The following is a 17,802-nucleotide window of genomic DNA, read 5'->3' as shown; positions in this document are numbered from 1 at the left end:
AATATGTCGCAATACATAAAGAGACGAAAAGAATTTTATTCGAATTATCCAAATTTCTGGTCGGATTTATATGAAAGTGAGTATAGTTTGTTTCATGTTTTTCCAATAACAGAGCAAACTATGAAACAGTTGCAAGTAGCGACTGAACGAATGGGGGAAATATTTTTTAAGACTGCTAGAATTCTTCGGAGTTTATCTGACGAGCAGCTGCTAGAATTTGGTTTTCCACCTACAAGCTTGCCTTTTATTAGGTTGAAAGGACTGTATCCTGAATCTGTTATTTCACGATTTGATTTTGCCTTAACAGATGATAATTGTATTAAAATGCTTGAGTTTAATAGTGATACACCAACTTTTATTGTAGAATGCTTTCAAATGAATGGGAAAGTTTGTGAAGAACTAGGCTATGATAACCCAAATGTAAATGACGAGCGTTTACTGTCTTCTGGTATTACAAAGGCTGTAATGGAAGCAACAAAAGGGATAGAGACTCCAAATGTCGTTTTTACCTCTCATCATGAACATATAGAAGATTGGAATACGACTATGTATTTGAGTCAGTTATGTCGAGTTGAAAATAAAGTGATGCCAATGTCGGAGCTTAGAATTACTGATGATGCTTTAGTAGATGGAGATGGTGTACGAATCGATGTTTTGTATCGTCAAACATATCCGATTGAAGATTTGATTGAAGATCAAGATCCGGAAACAGGGGATTTGGTAGGAGTGGAACTTTTGCAACTTGTGAAAGAAGGAAAGCTTTTTATTATAAATCCTATATCAGCTTTTTTACTTCAACCTAAATCAATTCAATGTCTTATTTGGGGACTAGCAGAAGAAGGTGCTTTTTACACAAGTGAGGAACAACAGTGGATTAAAGAATACATGTTACCTACATATTTAGAGCCGGATTTATTTTTGGAAAAGAATTCTTTCGTTCAAAAACCTTCGTTTGGTAGGGAAGGGGATACGATTACGATTCGTGATAAAGACGCAAGTATTATAATTCGAAATGTGCATGAAACATATAAAACGTCACTACCGATATTTCAAGAATATACAGAGCTTCCAGTAGTTGTTCTGGAAACTGAAAAAGGGATTGAAGAGCTCTCATATGTATTTGGGGCGTTTTTAATTGCTGGAAAAGCGAGCGGTATCGGTATACGTGCTGGAGGAAAAATTACAGGGAATGAATCTTATTATTTACCGGTAGGTATTAAGAAGGGGGAAAATAAATGATTAATTTTTTACTATATTTAGGAGTATCACTTGCACTGTTATCTATCGGCCTTTTTCTTATGGAAGTAACAACGAAAGTGAAAGAGTTCAAGTTAATGGCTCAAGGAAACAAAGCGGTAAGCTATGTACTTGGAGGAAGAGTACTTGGGCTAGCTATCGTTTTATATTCAACAGCTGCTAATTCTATTTCACTTTTGGATATGGTTTCGTGGGGAGCAGTTGGGATATTAGCACAGATTGTTGTATTTTATTTAGCAGAATGGCTTACACCACGTTTTAACATTAATGAAAGCCTCGAAGAAGATAATCAAGCAGTCGGTCTATTCCTTATGTTTTTATCACTTTCAATCGGAGTTGTAATTGCTGGTTGTGTAACATATTAAAACCCTTACGTTTTAACGTAAGGATTTTATTTTTTATGTGCTAATTTTTTGCAATATATGTTCAAATAATTTATCCCGCTATTTGTGGGCAGTAAAACTTCTACTTCAAAATTCAGCTGGAGCAAAGAAGTTAGTTGGGAGATTAACTGCCCGTAAAAGCTCGATTGGAGAGGGCTAATAATCAGTGGGGGATGAACAAAACTCCCACTGATTAAAGTTTCACTTTATGTAGTCGAATGCGTATTAGTGTACTCTACAAGAGGTAGTTGTTGTAATAAGGAAAAGTTTCCATACAAAGTGTTGACATCTATTTTAAATAAGAGTAACATTTTCTATGTAATGAAAATAAGTCTCTGTTAGGTGAGGCTCCTGTATAGAGAAATGCTACTGCCCAAAAATGTCGAGAGACGCCAATGGGTCAACAGGAATGATCGAATTAAGGTTTTTCTTAACGTAGCTGGTAATGAACCTATGCTATACAGTGCTAAAACTCGGTGAGGGAGAGGTCCGTAGATTTCTAATTATATTAGGAATCGTTTATTTGTGTATGCAATGACCTTTGCTCTCTTATGAGTAAAGGTCTTTTTTGTTACAAAGCTATGACTAATTTCATAGTATAGATTATAACTAAAAAATAAATGAGGAGGTGAGGAGCATGTCAAATTCTGACTCGGTTCCGTTACCCATATGCTTCAAATCAAAAATATATGATGTAGGCAGGAAACGACTTGTTCCTCCCTTTATATTTATCATAATGTAGCGTTTATTTGAGTATTCCAGCGCTAGACACTTTCACGCTAAAGTGGATAAATTGAGAAACAAAGCGTTTCTTCCTATGGTATAAAGGAGGAGACGATAATATGTTATATGCAAACAAAACTGTGGGTAACACGTCATATAAACTAAGTAAAAAATCAATAAAAGAACAAATAATGCTCCAAAAAAATAAAGATTTATTAATTGAAATTGCAACGAGAGATGTAAAATCTGTATTTGCGTATTTTAAAACAACAAGAGACGGACTATCTGTGAAAGAAGCACAAAAACGAATTCAAGTATACGGCCGAAATGAATTAATTTCAAAAAGAGCGCGTATTGCGGAAGTGATGATAAAGCTAAGTGAAATGATTCCAGGTCTTTCAAAACAAAATGCACGTGATGAATTACAATGTGAAACAGTTACTGTTTCTAGAGTAGAAGCATCTAGCCTAACAGGGCTAAACAATGAATTGAAAATGATGAAGCTACCAGTACAAGAGCTTGTACCTGGGGATATGATTTTTCTTTCAGAGGGCGATACAGTACCAGCAGATGTACGTATTATTTATGCAAATGATTTATTAGTGAATGAATCTATGCTGACAGGAAACGATGCTAGTATTGAGAAATTTGAAAGCTGCTATCATCTAGAACGTAAACGATTTATTCCATTAAAACGGATGAAAGACTATAATCCACTTGAACTTGAAAATGTATGTTTCAAAGGTACGTATATTGTTGGGGGAACTGCAAAAGCTGTAGTTGTTTCGACAGGTAAAAATACGTATTCAGGAATACTTCATACTTGTTGTGGTAGAACGTCTTAATTTGTTAATGATGCTAAATATAAAAAAACAATGTATAATAGACAAAGTTGAACAAAAACGTAGAATGGTAATCTATATATAACCTTACGTGATAACGTGAGGTTATTATTTTTTGTTAGTAGGAGAGGTATTATGAAAAAAGTATTATTAGTTGATGGTATGGCACTATTATTTCGTGCTTTTTACGCAACAAGTGTCTACGGACAATTTATGAAGAGACAAGATGGTACCCCAACGAATGGGATTCATGGTTATATGAAACATTTATTAACGGCAACACAAGCAATTGAGCCAACACACATTGTAACGTGCTGGGATATGGGAAGTACGACATTTAGAACAGAATCGTTCTCGAATTATAAAGCAAATCGTGCAGCACCGCCGGAAGAATTAATTCCACAATTTGATTTAGTGCAAGAAATGACTGCGAAATTATCTATTCCAGTCATCGGTATGAAAGGTTATGAAGCTGATGATTGTATCGGTACACTTGCAAAACAATATTGTAACGAAGCGGAAGTTTATATTTTAACTGGAGATACAGATCTACTGCAACTTGTTGAAAAGAACGTTACAGTTATGCTTCTTCGTAAAGGAATTGGAAATTATGAGTATTATACACCGGAGAAAATCATGGAAGAGAAAGGTGTAGAACCTTGGCAAATTGTCCATGCAAAAGCATTCATGGGAGATACAAGTGATAATTATCCAGGTGTAAAAGGTATTGGTGAAAAAACAGCGTATAAGCTTATTCAAGAACATGGTACAGTATCGGCAGTACTAGAAAATATAGCATCATTAACGAAAGCACAGCGTACAAAAATTGAAAGTGATTTAGAGAACTTAAATATCTCTTTACAATTAGCGCAAATTCATTGTGAAGTTCCAATTTCATGCTCGTTAGAAGAAGGGGTGCACACAATGGATGAAGAAAAACTACGATTCGTTTGCAACGAAATGAACTGGGGAAGACCTGAAATATTAATTAATATGCTTTAAAAGGTATGGAAAGGTAGATCAAATACATTTTTGATCTACCTTTCTTTTTTTGTTCACAAAGTTGTCAGAAAATAAACTCGATATTCATATGAAGTTCAAATAGATTTCACAACAATCAATTATTATAAGAACACACAGATAATTTCTTATCTTTTATATAAACCATCCCCCAAGGAGGAAAATAAACATGCGAAAAAAAGTGAGAAAATCCTTTAAACAATTATTAACTGAAAATAAACAATCATTATTAAGTAATAAAGAGAATATGAAAGAGATAGAAGAACGAATTGAGAAACGACATGTAGCATATAGTTGTTCTAATAATTGAATGAAGATTGATTTATAACACCCCTTCACAAAGTGAAGGGGTGTTATAGTGTAGTGAGAAGGGACAAAGAAGGGAGAGCTATTGTGTGAATGTAGTGGAGAAGCTTGGAGAAAATAATATATCATGTCTTATTAGTCTATCGGAAAGGATAGGCTGGGATTATAGTTTAGAAGAAATCGACACCATTTTAAGTTCAGGTATCGTATATGGCATGCGGAATGGAAAGGGAGAAGTAATTGCTAGTGCAGCAATTATATTATATGAAGGGGCATTAGCGTCTATCGGAATGGTGATTGTACATCCAGATTATAAAGGAAGAGGGCTCGGAAAAACGATAATAGATTCATGCGTTAAGAGCGTATCAACTCATACTCCAATTATGCTAATTGCTACGGATGAAGGAAAGCCTTTATATGAAAAGCTAGGATTCAGAGCGGTGAGTTATGTTTCTAAATACATATGTAATGTGTATAATGAATTTCATAAATATGAAACAAATGAAGAGTATATCATTAACTATGAAGAGCAAGATTTTGAAGATATAGTACAAATAGATGAAGGTGCATTTGGAGCAAATCGTAAAGAATTTTTAAGGTATAGAATTACACAGAGTGAACAATGTGTAGTTATTAAAGATAGAAAGAAAAAAATTATAGGTTATGGTCTAAGTATACAAACACCAGAAAATAAAATAATAGGACCAATCGTTGCTAAAAATGACACAATGGCAATGGGAATTGTTCATTCTTTAGCAAAAGGACATATTGGAAAATTAAGAATTGATGTACCAGAAGGAAAGAAAGATTTCATGAAAGAATTAGAGATTACTGGTTTTAAAAAGGCTAATACACCACCAATTATGATGAAAAATAGCGATGAATTATTAAAAAGGAATAATGAGCTATATAGTATTGCGGCACAAATTTTTGGATGAAAAAAGAATCCTTTTCACGTAAGGATTCTTTTTTAGGTAATTTAATCACGATATTGGTCATGAGTAGGTTGAAAGAGGTCTTCCTCGATATCCCTCACCATAGAAAAATGATCGACGTTATAATGCCCATGTAAAGTTTTATTATGATGACCAATAATTTGCTCTGCAGACAATACGTCAGAATCAGTTGTGGAATGACCATTTTTAATTAATGTAACGTCAAATCCTTGTACAGTAGCTGTTCTAACTGCGGTGTCAATGCAATGTTCTGTTTTACATCCACCTATAACAATATGATTAATTTTTTCTTCTTTTAAAAGTTCAAGTAAAGAAGTGCCATAGAATGAGTTTGTTGCTGCTTTATTAATAAGGATTGCAGACTGAGGTACTTTAATTTGATTATGTACTTCAAATCCTACACCACTACCAGAAGCAACATCGATATCTCTTACGAAAACAATAAGGGCATTTGAATCTATTGCTTTTTGTACGGCTGTATTTAGTGTAGATAATAGCACGGTTTTACGAAAAACTTCATTTTCTTGTTCATTTCCATCAATTAATTCTTGCTGAGCATCGATAATTAATAGTGCTTGTTTCATTCGCTATCCCCTTTAATATAAAATAAATTCCATTTTACATATTCTTTTATATTGTAAGGAAATCCTCTATTGTCTACGAAGTAGACGATAGATTTACAAAGTTGTCAAATAAATTTCATTCTCATAGCGTGTAAAAACATGTATGATAAGAAGTGGAGAATTTTTGAGTAGGTGGGAATATCATGCAAACAGTAGAAGATTATCTTTCATTCTTACATACGAAAGGATTTAAATTATCAGAGGAAGCACAAGGGTTTATTATGTTCGGACAGGGATATACGGGTGCATCTGATGGAATTGTAAACGCAGCAATAGAAGCGACGATTAAACATCAATTACAGTTTGATGGGAGTTATTTTGTTGCGTTATTAGAACGATTGAAAGAAGAAGAAATTACAGATAAAAAAAGCGCTAAGGCTTTTATGCGGAAGTTACAAGCGTAACTTCACGCAGCCCGCGCTTCTTTTTTTGTCTTTGAAGGAAGTTCAACAAAAACCATACCTAGGAATATACATAGACACCCGATAATGGCAGAAATAGAAAGTTGTTCGTTTGCAACTAGAACGCCTGTTAATGCAGCAAAAACGGGCTCCATTGCGAAAATAATTGCTACTCTCGTTGGAGAAGTGTGTTTTTGTGCAGATGTTTGAATGAAAAAAGCAATTGATGTCGCAAACAGGGAAGTTAGAAAGAGAGCGAATAAAAAGGACTGATTCGTCCATAGTGACACTGAAAATAATTTTTCCCAATCTTCAAACAAAAAGGCGCAAATAGAAGAAAACATACCAACAGCTAATACTTGTGACGTGCTTAACAATAAAGGTGATATTTTCTTAGAAAAGAAGCCGTTAACAAGAATATGGGCAGCGAAAGCAACTGCACAACCAAGAACGAGTATATCTCCAATGTTTAATTGAAAAGAATCACCAGCCGTTAATAAGTATAAACCTGCTGTTGCTACAGCAATACCGAGTACGATAAAAATGGTAGCTTTTTGTTTTAAAAAGATAAAAGACAAAATTGGTACCATAACGATACTAAGCCCTGTTAAGAAACCAGCTTTTGAAGAAGTTGTATAAAGTAAGCCGAATGTTTGTAATACATAGCCAACACATAAAAAGAAGCCAACGATTAATCCAGCGAGACTACTCTGTTTTATATCTTGTTTTGAAGATTTTTTTGAGAAAATCATTTGAACGAATAATAAAATAACTCCGGCGAATAAAAAGCGAATACCATTAAAAGTAAACGGACCAACGAAAGACATAGCATTTTGAACGACAACAAACGTAGCTCCCCAAATAAAAGAGACAAATAATAAAGCAAGAGGAGCAATCCAATCTTTTTTCACACTCATACCCCCGTTAATTTTGTAAGATAGCTTTTCTAGCTAATTCATCAGCGACTTTATTTTGACTACTTGGAATCCACTTAATAAAAAAGAGATCGAAACTTTTTATGTACTGCAGTGCTTCCTCTAATAGTGGTGCAAACATTTTATTTTTTGCGTATTCTTTTTCAACAGCTCGCTCGACAAGTTGCGAATCTGTACGAAAAGAGACAATGTTATAATTATGCTCCGTGCAATATTTTAATGCTGCAAGTAAAGCGTGGTATTCTGCTTCATGATTGGACATTGTCCCAAGGGGAAATGATAATTGTACAGCTGGTTGAACCCCTTTAATAAACACTCCTGCACCAGAAGGACCAGGATTTCCTTTTGATGCACCATCAATATATACTTCAATCAAAATGAGAAACCTCCAAATTATAAGATTATCCCCTACTTATATGTTTCCTTGAAGTAGGGGATAGAGTACTTAGCCGATTGTAAGACTATAACGACATGTAAATGTTTCATTCGCTTGTAAAGATTGAATTCCTTTTTTTTCCTTGAAATCTTTTGCTGGATTTATTTCATCAGCAATCCCGTACCAAGGTTCAATACATAAGAAAGGTGCGTTCTCGCCTGGTGTCCATACGCCGACAAATGGGAAGCCGTCAAATTCTACTTTTACAAATTTATTATGTTTATGAGAACGAATAGAGATTTCATTCGTATTCATATTTTCAAAAATAAGCGCATCATTTTTGAATAAATCGTATGTAAGTGGTAATTCATTCGTATTTTCAGCGATTAATTGCTTTTTACTTGAAAGGTAAGGTCCTTCTAATACGCTTGTTTCTAATCGTTCAGAACCATTAAATGATAAATGATAATCTGTAAATGATTCGCCCTCTAATAAGGGGAAGTTGAAACCAGGGTGTGCTCCGATTGAGAAGAACATCTCTTTTGAAGTAGGATTATTTACTCCATATGTTACATGAACGATTTGTCCGTCTAGCTCATAAGAAACGAGTAATTCGAATTCGTATGGGTATTTTTTTAATGTTTCTTCATTACTAGTAACAATATAAGTGATATTCGTTTCACTTTGTTCTTTTACAGAGAATGTAAGATCACGAGCAAAGCCGTGTTGTGTTAAAGAATATGGTTTACCATCTACGTAGTATGTATTATCTACTAATCGGCCGACAATTGGGAATAAAATTGGTGCGCGGCGCCCCCAATAAGTAGAATCGCCTTGCCATAAGTATTCAGTGTTATCTTCTTTTAAGCGAACGCTTTGTAATTCTGCACCTTTGTCAGAAATGGAAACGATCACTTTTTCATTTTGAATTGTTGCTGTCATGAAGTGAAACCTCCTAAATCTTTCATATGTTTTATTATACGTTGTCCAAAAGAAAAAAGGTAGTAAATGATAGGAATCTATTGACGAAAGAGTGCCTATTGCGTAAAATATACTCTTGTTGCTTAAAAACGAATAACGTGGTTCGAAACCATCCCACGTAAAAAAACTAAGGAGATTTTGTCATGAATATAAGAACATTAGTCGGTAATGGTATTTTAGCGGCATTATATATTGCTGTTTCTATGCTTATTCAGCCATTTGGCTTTACGAATGTACAGTTTCGTATTTCAGAGATGTTTAATCATCTCGTTGTATTCAATAAGAAAGCAATTTACGGGATTGTATTAGGTGTATTTTTAACGAATCTCTTTTTCTCACCTATGATCGCTTACGATTTAGTGTTTGGAGTAGGACAATCGATTCTTGCACTACTTGCAACTATTATTTCTATGCGCTTTATTAAAGGTGTTTGGGCTCGCATGATTTTTAATACGGTGATCTTTACAGTCACAATGTTTATGATAGCAATCGAACTTCATCTTGCATTTGATCTGCCATTTTTATTAACATGGCTAACGTGTGCAGTTGGTGAATTTGTTGTAATGGCGATTGGTATGCCTGTAATGTACTGGATTAATAAGCGAGTACAATTTGAAAGATTTATGTAATAGGTGAAAGAGCCGTTCCTTATATAGGGTGGCTCTTTTTGTATGTGATTATATTGAATATAATACTGTGACTCTTGATAAAATATAATAAAATAAATATAAGAAGTCTTATATAAGGGGAATCTAGTATGAAATATAAAATTCATTGGTTGTATAAAACAAAGCGTGGTTTACAAACGGAATTAACAACAGAGTACATGAACATAGAAGAAGTACTTCAATTTGCGGAGGATTTTGAGAAAACAGGAAGAGCGAAAGAACTATTATTTTTTGATGAAATGGACGCGGAATGGTCATTAAAAGAAATGAAAAAACTGAGTAAGCAAGTGGAGGAAGAGCCTCAAGAAATTCAAGTTTATTTTGATGGTGGTTATGATGTACAGACGAAAGAAGCTGGGGTTGGTATATGTGTATACTATAAAAAAGGAAATACAAATTATCGAATTCGTCGCAATGCATACATAGAAGGCATATATGACAATAACGAAGCGGAGTATGCATCACTATTATACGGGATGAATATACTCGAGGAATTAGGAATTAAATATGAACCAGTTACACTTCGGGGGGATTCTCAAGTTGTACTGCAGCAATTAGCTGGTGAATGGCCTTGCTATGATGAACATTTAAATCATTACTTAGATCAAATTGAACAAAAAGCAAAGAAAATGAAATTAAAGCTTGTTTGTGAACCGATATCTAGAAAACAAAATAAAGAGGCGCATCAATTAGCAACGCAAGCATTAGAAGGGACGGCGATTGACAGTCATAAAGAAATAACCGAATAGAGAGGTGCAAAGGTGAATAAAAAGCAACTCATTACAGAGGTAAATGACTTATTAGAGACGTATTGTGAAGGATGTTTCTTACAGAATCATAATCGGAAAAATCATAGTAAATACTATGCCCATTCTTTTTGTATACGGCAATGTACGGTTGGAGAGAAATTAAAAAAGTATGGAGAGCAATTGTCATGAAAAAACATCCAGAGAATTTTCTCTGGATGTTTTTTAGTGCTTCGCTTCGTGTAATTGATGCTCACATTTACTTAATTTTTTTTCTTCATTCATTAGAAACGGTTCGTCTAAATCCGTCGCAACGGATTTCATAATTTCTAGTTGAGAACGAGCCGCTTCTACTGCAGTAGTGGCATGCTCTAATGTGTCCGGATCCATTGAAATTGTTGCAGAACCTACCATTTTTTGTGCTGTTTCTACACGGAATTTTACTTCTTCAAAATCATTTACATGTGAACTCATTGTTATTGCCTCCTTTGTATTTTGCACATTTCACATAGTTTTCGCTCTGTAAAACGGAAATATACAAAAGAATAACAAAGGAGGTTACCAAGTAAGGTAACCTCCTGTCATATGTTGGATTAAAGTTTTACTACGTTAGCAGCTTGAGGTCCACGGTTTCCTTCAGTAATGTCGAAAGATACTTCTTGACCTTCCTCTAAAGCTTTGTAGCCGTCGCCTTGAATAGCAGAGAAATGTACGAATACATCATCAGAGCCGTCCATTTCGATAAATCCAAAACCTTTTTCATTGTTAAACCATTTTACTTTTCCTTGCATGTTACAATTCCTCCTAAAAAACGATTACTTTTTTTCATTTAGTGAAATTCATTAAAAAGAAAATATAATTTAAAAATGCTATATTCTCGAATATTCTGCTAAATGATTAATTTAAATATACACGAATTGGTAGAATTTAGTCAAGTAAGCGGTTTTATTTTTTGTATTTTTAAATAACTTTCCGCTCAAATTTTTAATAAGGTATAGGACAAGCCGCGTATGTAATATTCTTAAATGAAAGCTGTACATAATGAGGTGAAAGAATGAATGAGTCTTATTTATTAGATAATGAAGGAATGAAAAATAGAGTCGACATACCGAATTGGGTTGCAAAAGAATTTCATGATTTTTCGAATGTCGTGCTAGAAGCAACTTTTCCGTGTTATTTCGGTTTAACAGCTTTGAAAAAGAATGAACTTCGTTATTCATTTCTCTCTCATAATGATTGGGGACATTTACCCAATACAATGTTATCTTTTTTGGAGTTAATGAAAGAACGGCCAATTGTAAGAAGAGGTTTTTTTCTTTTTGTAGAACCGGAATGTGAAGAGAAATCAATCGAATATTATCGAGATTATTTTTGGAAAGTACTACAATATTTACATGAAAACGATGATCAAACATGGCCGAAGCAAATTCCTGAAGATCCAGATCATTATTTATGGGAATTTTCATTTGGTGGTGAACCGATATTTGCGTTTGGAAATGCACCGGCTTATAAACAGCGAAAGACTAGGCATTTAGGAAATTCTCTCGTTATTGGATTCCAACCACGAACTATTTTCGAGGGCTTAGAAGGAGATCGTCCTAAAGGCTCATATTCGAGACAAATGGTTCGTGAGCGAGTTGAAAAGTGGGATCAGCTGCCGAAGCATCCTAACATTAGTCACTATGGCGATCCTGACCATCGTGAATGGAAGCAATATTTTATTGGAGATGATATAGAACCGATTAAAGGTAAATGTCCTTTTCATCATAGGATAGAGAAATAAGAGCCATCAACTGGATGGCTCTTTTGTATATTTTGGATAAAAAAGGGTATTGTATTAGTGAATAATTTTTATGAAAGCTAGTCTATTTTCTATATTTGCATCATTATTTAATAGTAAAAGAAGTAGAAAGGATAGAGCGATGTTTGGAGCAATTATACAACAAATAGTATTGGGTATTTCATTAGCTGCACCGGTAGGTCCAATTAATATTGAAATGTTAAAACGTGGAATTGAACGTGGATTTTGGCATGCGTGGATTGTTGGAATCGGAGGAATGACTGCTGATATTTTGTTTATGCTTCTTATTTATTTTGGTTTATCTTCTGTTTTTATGTATACATATGTACAAGCTTTTATGTACTGCACTGGGTTTTTCCTGTTATTTTATTTAGGATTTCAAAGTGTAAAACAAGGAATCTCCCACTCGAATATGGAATATAACAAAGAAGAGGTAGGTGGACTTAAACAATCCTTTATGGCGGGATTTTTAATTGCGATATCCAACCCATTAAATCTCGTTTTTTGGTTTGGCATATACGGAAGTACACTTAGCTCATTGCTTACAAAGGTAACGAAACAAGAAGCTTTTTTGTACAGTCTTTGCATTATTATTGGTATTATTTTGTGGAACTTAAATATTGCTTTTTCTGTACATTTTGGAAGAACTTTATTAAAACCAAAAGCACTTGGCTATATTACAGCCGGAGCAGGTATTATTTTAGTAGGATATTCTATCCATTTTGCATACAAAGCTTTACAGTTGTTCACATAAGATTGAAGGGGAGATTTTTATGTATCGAACCACTATTGACGGAAAAGAAATTATCATCACACTAGCACCAAAAATCCGAAAAGAAATTACTGACAGGAACCCATTATATGAAGCGGTATTTAAAAATGCAGCAAGGTTGCTGCAAACGAAACAACCAACGTTTGCGGTAAATCATGAAATATTTGGGCTTATTATTGGAGAAGTACAGAGGGGTGAAGTAACGGTGTTTGCAGTAGAACACATTATCCCGAAGCAAAATATATTTGGTTCGAACACTTTTTTCTCGACAATAGAGCAGCAGGCAAATTTGTAAAGTGAATAGAATAAAATAGAAAAGAAATGGTCGTAACGATATGTTACGGCTGTTTTTTGGGAAAAGGGGGAAGAAAGATGAAGAGAGTGGTAAAGGAGTTCTTTTTACAACATGATATTGTTATTATGTATAGTATTCTATTTATTTTCATCATTATTTTAAAAATGCAATTTTTCACATGGATCGGTATGTTAGCGTGTGTGTTTGGGATTGCTTTTTATACTTTTAACGAATATATGACGCATCGTTTTTTATTCCATTTAAAGCCGCCTAAAAACGCATTTTTATTAAAAATGTTAAGAAGATTACATTATGATCATCATGTATATCCAGATGATTTGAAACTTTTATTTTTGCCTGTATGGTTTAGTATACCTAGCTTTACTATATATTTACTTATATCGTATGGTATTACAAAAAGTGTTACTGTTACACTTTCATTTGGAATAGGAATGATTATCATGCTCCTCGTTTATGAATGGAAACATTATATTGCACATAAACCGATTCGTCCCTTCACTAAGTTTGGAAGATGGCTAAAAAAACAGCACATATTACACCATTATAAAAACGAAAAGTTTTGGTTCGGAGTTTCAAATCCAGTATTCGATTTTATATTTGGAACACTTAAAGATGGAAAAGACGTTGAATTAAGTGAAACAGCTCGTAATTTAGAAAAGGAGACAAAGACAGAAGTAGTGCGATAAGCACTACTTCTGTCTTAATGAGGGAGGGATAATTGAGGTTTCGCTTTATTTTGAAAAAGTATATTAAAAATTTAAGAGAAAATGACGAAAAATGTCTATCGAAAAATCTTTGCAGGAATGTATGGATTGTCTAAAATGGAAATAAGTTTCTGAATATTTATAAAATTTAGTTTTTAGGTATGCAAGGGGGAATTATATTTTAAGTAAGAGAGGGGACTAGAGAATGAAACGAGATGATACATCAGCACGTAAGTTGCAAAATGAGGTGAATTATACAGAGGTTGTTCGGTCAGAAGAATTTCAATTACTGTTAAATACGAAAAAGAAGTTTATCGTTCCAATGAGTATTTTCTTCTTAAGTTTTTTTATTGCACTACCTATTTTAACATCGTATTCAAAGGTGCTCAATACACCGGTATTTGGTGATGTTACTTGGGCGTGGGTATTTGCTTTTGCACAATTTATAATGACATGGGCATTATGTATGATTTATAGCAAAAAGGCAGAATCCTTTGATAAAATCTCGCGAAAAATTCTACAAAATATGCAACAAGGGAGGGGCTGAATTTGAATACTACTGCGTTTGCACTATTTTTAATTATCGTCCTTGGTACACTCGTTATCACGTATTTCGCATCGAAAAAAACGAAAAATGCGAGTGAGTTTTATACGGCTGGAGGGGGATTAACTGGTTGGCAAAATGGTCTGGCCATTGCTGGGGATTATATGTCTGCTGCGTCATTTCTTGGTATCGCTGGAGCAATAGCGTTAACTGGGTTTGATGGTTTCTTTTATAGTATAGGCTTCTTAGTTGCTTACTTAGTTGTATTATATCTAGTTGCAGAACCGCTTAGAAATTTAGGGAAGTATACGCTCGCTGATATGATTGCGGCACGTTTTGATGCGAAAAAGGTTCGCGGTATTGCAGCGCTTAATACGATGACTATTTCGATTTTTTATATGATTGCCCAATTAGTCGGTGCGGGTGCACTTATTAAATTATTATTAGGTATCGAATATACGACATCTGTATTAATCGTGGGCACACTTATGACTGTGTATGTTATTTTTGGAGGAATGACAGCTACGAGTTGGGTTCAAATTGTAAAGGCTGTACTACTTATGGCAGGGACGTTTATTATTTCTGTTATCGTTTTCTCCAAATTTAATTTCAGTGTGACTGAAATGTTCGCTCAAATGAAAACAGCTACTCCACTGAAGGAATCATTTTTAAATCCAGGAGTAAAGTATAAAGATGGTCTTGATACACTTTCTTTAAATTTAGGACTAGTTCTTGGTACGGCAGGATTACCGCATATTCTTGTCCGCTTTTTCACAGTACGTGATGCAAAAACTGCACGTCAATCTGTTGTGTACGCTACGTGGTTAATAGGTGCATTTTATATTATGACGATTTTCTTAGGATTTGGTGCAGCTGCATTTGTAGGAAATGAAGCAATTATTAAAGCAAATCCAGCCGGTAATATGGCAGCACCTTTATTAGCTAAAGCGTTAGGTGGAGATTTCTTATTCGCATTCGTATCGGCGATTGCTTTTGCGACAATTTTAGCTGTAGTAGCAGGTCTTGTATTAACGGCAGCTTCCGCATTTGCTCATGATTTTTATAACGAGATTATTCGCAAAGGAAAATCAACGGAAAAAGAACAAGTTTCCATGGCTCGTTATGCATCTATTGGAGTAGCGATAGTATCTATTATACTCGCTTTATTTGCGCAAACATTAAACGTAGCATTTTTAGTATCACTAGCATTTGCAGTTGCTGCTAGTGCAAACTTACCAGTAATATTATTCACAATTTATTGGAAGCGTTTTAATACAACAGGAGCAATTTGTGGTATGATTGTCGGTCTTGTATCAGCAATTGTTCTTGTAGCATTAAGTCCTAATGTATGGAATCCTGTAGCAGGGAAAGCTATATTTGTTGGGGAAGCGATATTCCCATATACGACACCTGGAATTATTTCGATTCCGCTTGGATTTCTTGCAGCATATTTAGGAACTGTTTTCTCTAGTAAGAAAGAAGATGCAGCGAAGTTTGATGAAATTCTTGTGAAATCTAATACTGGTCATGGTATTAGCGACGCATCTTCGCATTAAAATAGAGGAGCTTTTCGAATTATAAGAAAAGCTCTTTTTCTTTTGTCATTTTCTTATAAATATTACTGTATTGTAAGTAGGATTTGTCATAATTTTGTGGAATGAAAATAAGCAGGGAGAAATTTAACTCATCATGGTACCAGCGCAGCTTTGTGAAAAATAAGTTGTTATGGAAGGTGGAAGAAATGATGAAGACAAAACAAACCGATGAATTATTAGCAAAAGATGAGCAATATGTTTGGCACGGAATGCGTCCCTTTAGTCCAAGTAGTACAATGGTAGGGGCAAAAGCAGAAGGGTGCTGGGTTGAAGATATACAAGGAAAAAGATATTTAGATGGTATGAGTGGTCTTTGGTGTGTGAATAGTGGATACGGAAGAAAAGAGCTGGCAGAGGCAGCTTATAAGCAATTGCAAACATTATCGTACTTTCCGATGTCACAATCACATGAGCCAGCTATAAAGCTTGCTGAAAAGTTAAATGAGTGGCTTGGTGGAGAGTATGTTATATTCTTCTCTAATAGTGGATCAGAAGCGAATGAAACGGCTTTTAAAATAGCAAGGCAATATTATGCTCAAAAGGGTGAACCACATCGTTATAAATTTATGTCACGCTATCGTGGTTATCATGGAAATACAATGGCAACGATGGCGGCAACTGGCCAAGCACAGCGTAGATATCAATATGAGCCATTTGCTTCAGGTTTTTTACACGTAACGCCTCCAGATTGTTACCGTATGCCAGAAATGGAATCACAAAATATTTATGATGTAGAGTGTGTGAAAGAAGTAGATCGTGTGATGACATGGGAATTAAGTGAAACGATAGCGGGATTTATTATGGAGCCAATTATTACAGGTGGAGGTATTCTAATGCCGCCACAAGACTATATGAAAGCTGTTCATGAAACGTGTCAAAAACACGGTGCACTACTCATTAGCGATGAAGTGATTTGCGGTTTCGGACGTACAGGAAAAGCATTTGGATTTATGAATTATGATGTGAAGCCAGATATTATTACAATGGCAAAAGGGATTACGAGTGCATATTTACCATTATCAGCAACAGCTGTGAAAAAAGAAATATATGAAGAATTTAAAGGGAAGGGAGAATATGAATTCTTCCGCCATATTAATACGTTTGGTGGAAATCCAGCAGCTTGTGCATTAGCGCTTAAAAACTTAGAGATTATGGAAAATGAAAATTTAATTGAGCGCTCTGCACAAATGGGCTCCCTTTTATTAGAGCAATTAAAAGAAGAAATTGGAGAACATCCACTTGTTGGGAATATTAGAGGAAAAGGTCTACTAGTTGGAATTAAACTAGTAAATGATAAAGAAACGAAAGAGCCAATTGATAACGACAAAATTGCAAGTGTTGTAAATGCTTGTAAAGAAAAAGGGTTAATTATAGGACGAAACGGCATGACGACAGCAGGATATAATAACGTCTTAACGTTAGCACCACCGCTTGTAATTTCAAGTGAAGAAATTGCTTTTGTTGTTGGAACGTTGAAGACAGCGATGGAACGCATTTAACGAATGAAGCGAGCTGCAATACAGCTCGCTTTTGTTTAGTAGGAGGGGTTTTTTTATGGAGAAATATGATCCTAACAAGCATTATCACATCGGATATTATGAAGATGGATATGATTTAGAAGTGACGGCGTACAAAAGAATAAAAGAACCAGTTTGGGATGCTTATATTCCGCACTATGAGGCAGACGATTTTTATAAGAAAGTGGAGGAAATGAAGCTAGGTGAATATATCGATGATTATGGAATTAAAGTATATTCATTTCGTGATGATATCGATGATGAAGAAGCTCGCTTCATTTTTGAAAAATGGTTAAAAAAGAATGAAATTGTTTAAAGAGAAAATGAAAAAGGAGA

24 protein-coding genes and 2 riboswitches are annotated in these 17,802 nt (G+C 34.6%); of the genes, 18 read left to right on the top strand and 6 right to left on the bottom strand.

From position 1 onward, the window contains the following. Positions 1 to 3 precede the first annotated feature (3 nt). The 6 genes from ACP6L7_RS04325 (at position 4) to ACP6L7_RS04300 (ending at position 5,469) form a co-directional block, all read left to right on the top strand. Positions 4 to 1,239, top strand: coding sequence for a glutathionylspermidine synthase family protein (locus ACP6L7_RS04325; protein WP_097831683.1), 1,236 nt, complete (start codon positions 4 to 6; stop codon positions 1,237 to 1,239). Further along, on the top strand, positions 1,236 to 1,622 hold the full coding sequence (locus ACP6L7_RS04320; protein ID WP_097831682.1) for a DUF350 domain-containing protein: 387 nt from the start codon (positions 1,236 to 1,238) through the stop codon (positions 1,620 to 1,622). Before ACP6L7_RS04325 ends, ACP6L7_RS04320 begins: the two co-directional genes overlap by 4 nt. 345 nt (positions 1,623 to 1,967) lie before the next feature. Then, a riboswitch (M-box (ykoK) riboswitch) is annotated at positions 1,968 to 2,133 on the top strand. A 349-nt stretch (positions 2,134 to 2,482) separates the two neighbouring features. Next, positions 2,483 to 3,208, top strand: coding sequence for a P-type ATPase actuator domain-containing protein (locus ACP6L7_RS04315; RefSeq protein WP_071770119.1), 726 nt, complete (start codon positions 2,483 to 2,485; stop codon positions 3,206 to 3,208). Positions 3,209 to 3,340: 132 nt separating this feature from the next. Then, positions 3,341 to 4,207 (top strand): 5'-3' exonuclease, encoded by an 867-nt coding sequence (locus tag ACP6L7_RS04310; protein WP_097831681.1) that lies wholly within the window; start codon positions 3,341 to 3,343, stop codon positions 4,205 to 4,207. A gap of 187 nt (positions 4,208 to 4,394) precedes the next feature. Then, a complete protein-coding gene (locus ACP6L7_RS04305) occupies positions 4,395 to 4,535 on the top strand; it encodes an FbpB family small basic protein (RefSeq protein WP_097831680.1) in 141 nt (46 codons plus the stop codon). Between the two features lie 85 nt (positions 4,536 to 4,620). Then, positions 4,621 to 5,469 carry a GNAT family N-acetyltransferase gene (locus tag ACP6L7_RS04300; RefSeq protein ID WP_097831679.1) on the top strand — a complete coding sequence of 283 codons (849 nt, stop codon included), beginning with the start codon at positions 4,621 to 4,623 and terminating at the stop codon, positions 5,467 to 5,469. Between the two features lie 41 nt (positions 5,470 to 5,510). On the opposite strand, the gene ACP6L7_RS04295 is transcribed toward ACP6L7_RS04300, so the two are convergent. Continuing rightward, on the bottom strand, positions 5,511 to 6,071 hold the full coding sequence (locus ACP6L7_RS04295) for an isochorismatase family protein (protein ID WP_097831678.1): 561 nt from the start codon (positions 6,069 to 6,071) through the stop codon (positions 5,511 to 5,513). Between the two features lie 182 nt (positions 6,072 to 6,253). Between ACP6L7_RS04295 and ACP6L7_RS04290 the strand changes: the two genes are divergently transcribed. Next, complete coding sequence (locus tag ACP6L7_RS04290; protein ID WP_001195212.1) at positions 6,254 to 6,514, top strand: DUF6123 family protein; 261 nt, start codon at positions 6,254 to 6,256, stop codon at positions 6,512 to 6,514. Between the two features lie 2 nt (positions 6,515 to 6,516). Here the strand turns inward: ACP6L7_RS04290 and ACP6L7_RS04285 are convergent, their stop codons facing one another. From ACP6L7_RS04285 to ACP6L7_RS04275, 3 genes are all read right to left on the bottom strand, one after another. Then, the gene (locus ACP6L7_RS04285) at positions 6,517 to 7,422 is read right to left on the bottom strand and encodes a DMT family transporter (RefSeq protein ID WP_141533345.1); all 906 of its coding nucleotides are present in this window, start codon (positions 7,420 to 7,422) and stop codon (positions 6,517 to 6,519) included. A 13-nt stretch (positions 7,423 to 7,435) separates the two neighbouring features. Further along, positions 7,436 to 7,822, bottom strand: a complete 387-nt coding sequence (locus tag ACP6L7_RS04280; RefSeq protein WP_000573869.1) for a reverse transcriptase-like protein — start codon at positions 7,820 to 7,822, stop codon at positions 7,436 to 7,438. Positions 7,823 to 7,891: 69 nt separating this feature from the next. Continuing rightward, entirely contained in the window at positions 7,892 to 8,764 is an 873-nt protein-coding gene (locus tag ACP6L7_RS04275; RefSeq protein ID WP_097831676.1) for an aldose 1-epimerase family protein, read from the bottom strand. Positions 8,765 to 8,895: 131 nt separating this feature from the next. Then, positions 8,896 to 8,940, top strand: a riboswitch (PreQ1 riboswitch). A gap of 6 nt (positions 8,941 to 8,946) precedes the next feature. Between ACP6L7_RS04275 and ACP6L7_RS04270 the strand changes: the two genes are divergently transcribed. The 3 genes from ACP6L7_RS04270 (at position 8,947) to ACP6L7_RS04260 (ending at position 10,409) form a co-directional block, all read left to right on the top strand. Next, positions 8,947 to 9,432 carry a QueT transporter family protein gene (locus ACP6L7_RS04270; RefSeq protein WP_002171225.1) on the top strand — a complete coding sequence of 162 codons (486 nt, stop codon included), beginning with the start codon at positions 8,947 to 8,949 and terminating at the stop codon, positions 9,430 to 9,432. 128 nt (positions 9,433 to 9,560) lie between these two features. Then, positions 9,561 to 10,220 (top strand): ribonuclease H family protein, encoded by a 660-nt coding sequence (locus tag ACP6L7_RS04265; RefSeq protein ID WP_097831675.1) that lies wholly within the window; start codon positions 9,561 to 9,563, stop codon positions 10,218 to 10,220. A 12-nt stretch (positions 10,221 to 10,232) separates the two neighbouring features. Then, entirely contained in the window at positions 10,233 to 10,409 is a 177-nt protein-coding gene (locus ACP6L7_RS04260) for a zinc-finger domain-containing protein (protein WP_033711748.1), read from the top strand. A 33-nt stretch (positions 10,410 to 10,442) separates the two neighbouring features. On the opposite strand, the gene ACP6L7_RS04255 is transcribed toward ACP6L7_RS04260, so the two are convergent. After that, positions 10,443 to 10,691 (bottom strand): DUF2564 family protein, encoded by a 249-nt coding sequence (locus ACP6L7_RS04255; protein ID WP_048373299.1) that lies wholly within the window; start codon positions 10,689 to 10,691, stop codon positions 10,443 to 10,445. Positions 10,692 to 10,810: 119 nt separating this feature from the next. Then, positions 10,811 to 11,008: a cold shock-like protein CspB gene (gene cspB, locus ACP6L7_RS04250; protein ID WP_001161729.1), complete on the bottom strand. Its 198-nt coding sequence runs from the start codon at positions 11,006 to 11,008 to the stop codon at positions 10,811 to 10,813. Positions 11,009 to 11,271: 263 nt separating this feature from the next. On the opposite strand from cspB, the gene ACP6L7_RS04245 reads away from it, so the two are divergent. From ACP6L7_RS04245 to ACP6L7_RS04210, 8 genes are all read left to right on the top strand, one after another. Continuing rightward, positions 11,272 to 12,000, top strand: a complete 729-nt coding sequence (locus ACP6L7_RS04245) for a YqcI/YcgG family protein (protein ID WP_097831674.1) — start codon at positions 11,272 to 11,274, stop codon at positions 11,998 to 12,000. Between the two features lie 139 nt (positions 12,001 to 12,139). Further along, positions 12,140 to 12,772: a LysE family transporter gene (locus ACP6L7_RS04240; protein ID WP_000466555.1), complete on the top strand. Its 633-nt coding sequence runs from the start codon at positions 12,140 to 12,142 to the stop codon at positions 12,770 to 12,772. Positions 12,773 to 12,791: 19 nt separating this feature from the next. Then, entirely contained in the window at positions 12,792 to 13,085 is a 294-nt protein-coding gene (locus tag ACP6L7_RS04235; protein WP_097831673.1) for a cytoplasmic protein, read from the top strand. 77 nt (positions 13,086 to 13,162) lie between these two features. Next, positions 13,163 to 13,792 (top strand): sterol desaturase family protein, encoded by a 630-nt coding sequence (locus ACP6L7_RS04230; protein ID WP_070141582.1) that lies wholly within the window; start codon positions 13,163 to 13,165, stop codon positions 13,790 to 13,792. 223 nt (positions 13,793 to 14,015) lie between these two features. Next, positions 14,016 to 14,357, top strand: coding sequence for a DUF485 domain-containing protein (locus tag ACP6L7_RS04225; protein WP_097831672.1), 342 nt, complete (start codon positions 14,016 to 14,018; stop codon positions 14,355 to 14,357). Positions 14,358 to 14,359: 2 nt separating this feature from the next. Next, complete coding sequence (locus ACP6L7_RS04220; protein WP_097831671.1) at positions 14,360 to 15,910, top strand: solute symporter family protein; 1,551 nt, start codon at positions 14,360 to 14,362, stop codon at positions 15,908 to 15,910. Between the two features lie 188 nt (positions 15,911 to 16,098). Continuing rightward, entirely contained in the window at positions 16,099 to 17,448 is a 1,350-nt protein-coding gene (locus ACP6L7_RS04215) for an aspartate aminotransferase family protein (protein ID WP_430528895.1), read from the top strand. 55 nt (positions 17,449 to 17,503) lie between these two features. Beyond that, complete coding sequence (locus ACP6L7_RS04210; protein ID WP_097831669.1) at positions 17,504 to 17,782, top strand: DUF3986 family protein; 279 nt, start codon at positions 17,504 to 17,506, stop codon at positions 17,780 to 17,782. Positions 17,783 to 17,802 lie beyond the last annotated feature (20 nt).

It is taken from the genome of Bacillus silvicola (assembly GCF_050524305.1).
GTDB classification, from domain to species: Bacteria; Bacillota; Bacilli; order Bacillales; family Bacillaceae_G; genus Bacillus_A; species Bacillus_A cereus_AT.
The sequence above is the reverse complement of the archived record's forward strand: the minus strand, read 5'-3'. Positions and strand labels throughout refer to the sequence as shown.